This is a genomic window from Microcystis sp. M165S2 (assembly GCF_020245885.1).
Classification (GTDB): domain Bacteria; phylum Cyanobacteriota; class Cyanobacteriia; order Cyanobacteriales; family Microcystaceae; genus Microcystis.
The window spans coordinates 1-4,009 of the sequence record NZ_JADBTZ010000208.1; the positions used below are offsets into that span (position 1 = coordinate 1).

General features: G+C 43.5%; 4 protein-coding genes. 2 read left to right on the forward strand and 2 right to left on the reverse strand.

Annotated features, from left to right (window positions below; translation table 11 throughout):
- Positions 1-56 (reverse strand): helix-turn-helix domain-containing protein (locus IM479_RS22625; RefSeq protein ID WP_072024880.1); only part of this gene is annotated, 56 nt, incomplete at its 3' end.
- A gap of 366 nt (positions 57-422) precedes the next feature.
- Between IM479_RS22625 and IM479_RS10850 the strand changes: the two genes are divergently transcribed.
- On the forward strand, positions 423-2,327 hold the full coding sequence (locus IM479_RS10850; RefSeq protein WP_287685523.1) for a polysaccharide biosynthesis protein: 1,905 nt from the start codon (positions 423-425) through the stop codon (positions 2,325-2,327).
- Positions 2,328-2,367: 40 nt separating this feature from the next.
- Here IM479_RS10850 and IM479_RS10855 read toward each other — a convergent pair whose 3' ends face one another.
- Entirely contained in the window at positions 2,368-2,556 is a 189-nt protein-coding gene (locus IM479_RS10855) for a hypothetical protein (RefSeq protein ID WP_287685525.1), read from the reverse strand.
- Positions 2,557-2,759: 203 nt separating this feature from the next.
- Between IM479_RS10855 and cobW the strand changes: the two genes are divergently transcribed.
- Positions 2,760-3,794, forward strand: coding sequence for a cobalamin biosynthesis protein CobW (cobW, locus tag IM479_RS10860; RefSeq protein ID WP_287685527.1), 1,035 nt, complete (start codon positions 2,760-2,762; stop codon positions 3,792-3,794).
- Positions 3,795-4,009: the final 215 nt, after the last annotated feature.

The following is a 4,009-nucleotide window of genomic DNA, read 5'->3' on the forward strand; positions in this document are numbered from 1 at the left end:
AATAGCGACTCTTGTTCGGGTGTGGGGTAAAATCGAAACGAATAGGCTTTTTCCATGTCTCACATTTTAGCATATATTTGGTAAATGCGCTAGTATTTAACGGTAAAGCCGTCGTAGAACGACGGGGTTTCAGACCCAAATTTTCGATGAAAAGTTGGTAAAAGGAAAAAAAGTCTTGACAAATCCCGCCGCTTGACACATTTGGATTTGGGTGATATCATCTCCGGAGAGACAGCTAGCGCTACTGTTATAAAAACATTGGTTCTTCTCGTTTCTGTGTGGAAGGAGGAAGAATAGGGGTAATTTTCCAGAAATATATTCTTCAAATCCTTGCCTAGCAAGACTACTAGGAACGATAAACACTGATTATCACACCAAGTCGAGAGGAGCCAAATTATTTTACCCAAGATTAATTAATCAAGATGTATAGAAAACTGGCCAGCAAAATCCTGAAATTGGCTAATTACCTATCTAGGTCATCGAAGCGCTCTCTTTTAATGGTCACCGATTGCCTTATTTTTAGTCTAACCATCTATCTAGCCTTCTCTCTCAGGTTTAATCTTAGCCTCGAATATCAGCAAATTAGACCTTTTTTCGGGGAAATATTCAGCTTAATTGCCATTAAACTTCTAGTTTTCTATCTCAGAGGTATTTACCGTCCCGTCGTACGTTATACAGGATTAGAGTTTCTTTCCTCCGTACTGCAAGCGGTTCTCTATAGTTCAGGGGTTTTAATCAGTCTTGCCTACTTTCAAGGGGATGCCTTTTTGCCGCGTTCAGTCCTGATTATCGACGCATTGTTAACCCTAATATTTGTTATCGGGGTGAGATTGTTGATTCGTTCTGTCTTTCACCGTCTTAATATTTACGTCAGTAGTGTGGATAGGGAACCGACAATTGTTATCTATGGTGCGGGGGTTGTGGGTTGTCAATTAGCACGTTCCCTACAAAATGACCCCCACTATCGTTTATTGGCCTTTGTTGATGATAATCCCGATTTGCAGCAGCGAGTTATCCAAGGCATTAGGGTTTATCCCCCCTCTCAATTGGCACTACTGCACCAAAAACGGGCCTTTGACTGGGTTGTTCTCGCTATTCCGAACCTAGACAAGGCCAAAAAGCGGCAAATCATCGAAAGTCTAGAAACTTTACCCATCGACATTAAAACCGTCCCTCCCCTCTCAAAAATTTTATCGGGAGAAGCGGCCATCAATCAGATTCGCAGTGTCGATGTCTCGGAATTATTAGGACGGGAAGAAATTCTACCCCATCCCGAACTTTTGGCAAAAAATGTCACCGGTAAAGCGGTGTTAGTCACCGGGGGTGGCGGTTCCATCGGTTCGGAATTATGCCGACAAATCGCCTTCCTCAAGCCAAAATGCTTGGTAATCTACGAATTAAACGAGTTTTCCCTCTACAAAATCGATCTCGATTTAAGTGAAAATTATGCCGATTTACGCAAGTATGCCTATCTAGGCAATGTTCTCGACCGTAATCATCTGGCCCGAGTCATCCAACAACACCAGATTGAAACAATTTATCACACGGCCGCCTATAAGCACGTTCCTCTTGTGGAAGCCAATGCTAGTCAGGGGGTTTACACTAATGTTTGGGGGACTTTAAATGTCGCTCAGACTGCGATCGAGAATTCAGTTAGTAATTTAGTTCTTATTTCCACCGATAAGGCCGTCAGACCGACTAACATTATGGGGTCGAGCAAACGCTGTGCTGAGTTAGTTGTACAAGCTTTGGCCGCTTTACCCGACACTTCCACCCGTTGCGCTATCGTCCGCTTTGGCAATGTTCTCGATAGTAGCGGTTCCGTGGTGCCGCGTTTCCGGGAACAAATCGCCCAACGTAAGAATATCACCCTCACCCATCGCGATATTATTCGCTATTTTATGTCTATTCCAGAGGCGGTGCGTTTGGTTATGCAAGCAGGAGCAATGGCCCGAGGGGGTGAGGTATTCCTGTTAGATATGGGTGAACCGGTAAGAATTTACGATTTGGCCCTACAGATGATTCGTTTAAGTGGCTTGGAATTAGGGCAAGATATCGATATTGAAATCACAGGATTAAGACCGGGGGAAAAACTCTACGAAGAATTATTAATCGATACCGATAAAGCTCGTCCCACCTCTCACCCAAAGATTTTTTGCGCTAATGAACACTTTCTTGCTTGGGACAAATTGCAAATCAAATTAGAGCAACTGCTTAATTATATTCAAGTTAATGACCGTCAGGGCTTAGTTAAGTCCCTACAAGATTTAGTTCCCGAATACCAACCTCCGCAGCAAATAGCCGCTAATTTGTCAAGTAAAAAGTAAAAAAGAGGAGTTTTATCTCTCCTCTTGTTGCCAAAATTTATTAATCTAATTGAACCGAATGCTCTTGTTTTAATTGCTTTTGGATAGTTTTTACCGTCTGCTCAATTTTATTGATTCCGCGAGAAGAAGGGCGATTTACTCTATCAGCTAGAGGATAAGTTTGTTGAATAGCAATGCTTAAATAAAGAGGAAAAGCGAGGGTAAAGGCTAAAAAAAGACGTTGTAACATGATCCACTCCCACAAAAGTTTTTCAGCGATTATTTTAGCCGGCTGAAACTTTTACCAGAATAACGACTAACTAGGAAAATTTCAGCTAGTTTGTGACAGTCCGGCAATTGGTGGGGCAATCCTAAAGAATTAGCGCTGAAACCCTCAACCCTAGACCGAGAGTCTGATAGATTGATCTAGAAACATGATCGATCGCCCTATCTATGCACAAAATTCCAGTTACTGTGATCACGGGTTTTCTGGGTGCGGGAAAAACTACCCTCATCCGTCATCTACTGCAAAATAATCAAGGCCGACGGGTGGCCGTTATGGTCAATGAATTCGGAGAAGTGGGAATTGATGGTGATTTGTTGAAAAGTTGTCAGATTTGCGACGATGACCCCAACGATAATATTGTGGAATTGACCAACGGTTGTCTGTGCTGCACAGTACAGGAAGAATTTCTCCCCACCATGCAGAAATTGCTGGAGCGACGGCAACAGTTGGATTGTATGCTGATCGAAACTTCGGGATTAGCTTTACCTAAACCTCTGGTTCAAGCTTTTCGCTGGCCGGAAATCCGCAACGGTGCCACGGTAGATGGAGTAATCACCGTGGTGGATGGTTTTGCTGTCGCTAGGGGTCGTCTGGTGGCGGATTTGGACGCTTTAACGGCACAAAGGCAAGCAGACCCCAATTTAGAACACGAAACGCCCATTGAGGAGTTATTTGAAGATCAGTTAGCCTGCGCTGACCTGGTACTCTTAACTAAAACCGATCTAATCAGCGAAATTGAATTAGAAAAAATTATTAATTGGCTGAAAACGCAACTGCGATCGACGGTAAAAATAGTTACTTGTGCCGATGGACAAATTAGCCCCGATGTGCTATTGGGATTTAATGCCGCCGTCGAGGATAATTTAGCTAGTCGTCCTAGTCATCATGATCACGAGGAAGAACACGATCACGATGAGGATATCAATTCCGTGCAGTTTTGCCTCGATTCTCCCGTAGATGCCCAAATTTTGACCCAACGGATCAAAGAATTGGTGGCCTTAGAAGAAATCTATCGGGTCAAGGGATTTGTTAACGTGGCCAATAAACCGATGCGTATGGTGTTACAGGGAGTCGGCGATCGCTTTGATTCTTTCTTCGACCGACCCTGGCAATCCACAGAAATGCGGCAAACTCGCTTGGTCTTTATCGGCCGCTCCCTCGATAGTCAGAGAATCGAGCAGGCCTTAACTAGGGTTGGCTGAAGAAGTTTTTCCTCAGGACAGGGTGTGGGGTAGGGAGATTATTTTTATTTATTCTCCCTTCTCCCCCTCTACAATAATTAGGGTTTGCTGAATAAATCTAAAAACCTTATCCAACAAGGTTTTTAGACTTTTTTGACCTCAAAAAGTGCCGACCCTTGGAGTGATTGGGGGGAAAATTCAGGGACTTTTTCCCTGAAAATTAGGTAATTGACCAC